Origin of the sequence: Mesorhizobium sp. M4B.F.Ca.ET.089.01.1.1, from assembly GCF_004022605.1 — a bacterium.
GTDB lineage: Bacteria > Pseudomonadota > Alphaproteobacteria > Rhizobiales > Rhizobiaceae > Mesorhizobium > Mesorhizobium abyssinicae.
The window spans coordinates 1-1,856 of record NZ_RZOS01000726.1 but is presented as its reverse complement, the minus strand read 5'-3'; the positions used below and the strand labels follow the sequence as shown (position 1 = coordinate 1,856).

General features: G+C 67.8%; 2 protein-coding genes. One reads left to right on the top strand and one right to left on the bottom strand.

The features are described 5' to 3' along the window. Window positions 1-39: 39 nt before the first annotated feature. Window positions 40-1,158, bottom strand: coding sequence for an FAD-binding oxidoreductase (locus EN780_RS33220; RefSeq protein WP_128276377.1), 1,119 nt, complete (start codon window positions 1,156-1,158; stop codon window positions 40-42). A 109-nt stretch (window positions 1,159-1,267) separates the two neighbouring features. Here EN780_RS33220 and EN780_RS33215 point away from each other — a divergent pair. Further along, the coding region (locus EN780_RS33215; protein WP_128276376.1) for a LysR substrate-binding domain-containing protein at window positions 1,268-1,856 on the top strand (589 nt) is incomplete at its 3' end.

Here is a 1,856-nt window from a genome sequence, read left to right as displayed (position 1 = left end):
GGTGGCCTTGGGGAGGCCAATCGTAGTCAAGTCAGTTCGTCAGGCAGCGCGGCTGAAGCGGTCGATCCTGAAATCATCGAGCGGCGTTTCGCAACGGCCGGTCGTGATGAGTTCGGCCATGGCATCGCCGACGCCGGGACCGAGCTGGAAGCCGTGTCCGCAGAAGCCGAAGGCGTGGAACAGGCCTGGCGTCGTCGCCGAACATCCCATCACCGCGAGCATGTCCCGCACATAGCCCTCGCACCCGGACCAGGTGCGGATGACCGCGACCTTTGCGATTGCCGGCAGCAGCCGCGCGACGGCGCGCAACTGTAAAGGCAGGCGCATGGGGTCGGCTCTTGCATGGCCGGGTTCGAGATCCACCGGCACCCTTTCGGCCGCGCCGCCGAAGACGATGTTGCCGCGCTCGACCTGGCGCAGGTAAGCGCCGTACTCCTTGTCGCGGGTCCAGATGCCGACTACGGGGAGAATTCTGTGCGGCAGCGGCTCGGTCACGCCCATCTGCGGGCCGCGGGCCTCGAGAGGGACGTCTTCGCCGAACTGTGCGGCGATGCGCGCGCCCCAGGCGCCGGCGGTGTTGAGCAGGCACTCGGCGGCGAACGCACCCTTCGAGGTGGCGACGTGGAAACCGGAGTTATCGCGGCTGACGCTCTCGACCTCGGCTTCCTCGATGATTTCCGCGCCCAGCCCGCGGGCCGCCTCGGCAAAGGCTGGTGCGATCAGCCGCGGATTGCCGCTGCCGTCCTGCGGCGAGAACGACGCAGCGATCGCTTCGGGGCCGAGGCCGGGAAAGCGGACACGGATCTCTCGCGGGGTCAGTTCCTCCAACTCGAGCCCCCAGGGTCGCGCCGTGTCGGCATAGGCCCGCATGTCGGCGAGACCGCCCTCATCGAAGATCAGCCGGATGTGTCCGGTGGCGCGGAACTCCACGTTACGGCCAAGCATTCTTTCGGCCTCGCCCCACAGCTTGAGCGAGCGGTGGGCCAGCGGAAGCTGGGACAGATGGCGCCCGGTGCGTCGGATGTTGCCGAAGGAGGCGACGGTTGCTCCGGCGCCGATTCGGTTGCGCTCGATCAGCGTCACGCGCGCGCCGCGCCTGGCGAGGAAATAGGCCGAAGCCGTCCCCATCAGGCCGCCGCCCAGCACGATCACATCCATAGCGGCCCTCGCAAACAGTGCCCGAATTTCGACCGATCTTGTCGACGCCGCGCCGATGCGTCAAAGATGGGTTTGGACGAAAACCATAAGCTTGACCTATGGAGTGACAATGCGGGCGCGGCAGCTCGAAGTGTTCATAGCCGTCATGCGCGCCGGCACCGTGACCGCCGCGGCGCGGATGCTGAACATCTCCCAGCCTGCGCTCAGCCAGATCCTGCTCCACACCGAGGACGAACTCGGCTTCACGCTGTTCGAGCGCGTCAAGGGACGGCTGCGGCCGACGCCGGAGGCGCTTGAGATTTTCGCCGATGCCGAAAGGCTGTCGGCGGGGCTGGAGGGCCTGCGGCGCAAGACCACCGACCTGCGCCTGGGTCGGGCTGGGCTCGTGCGTGTCGCGGCCTCGCCGCCGCCGGCCATGGCGATATTGCCGCGCGCGTTCACCAGTTTCCGGGCGCAGCATCCAGGCATTCTGCTGCGTTCCCACATGGCGCCGATCGCAGCCATCGTCGACATGCTGCGCGCCGGCGACGCCAGCCTGGGCGTCGCCTTGGACGACCGCCTGCCTCCCGATATCGAGGCGGAGGTGATCGGCAGTGTCGGCTTCGCCTGCCTGCTGCCGGCCGGGCATCCGTTGGCCAGGAAAGCCGAGTTGACGCTCGCCGATCTCGCCGGAGAGGAGCTGATATCCTATCGCGGCA

What these genes read in the sequence shown, in the direction of transcription:
- EN780_RS33220 (WP_128276377.1), bottom strand. Translation starts at nt 1,158, where the DNA reads ATGGATGTGATCGTGCTGGGCGGCGGCCTGATGGGGACGGCTTCGGCC.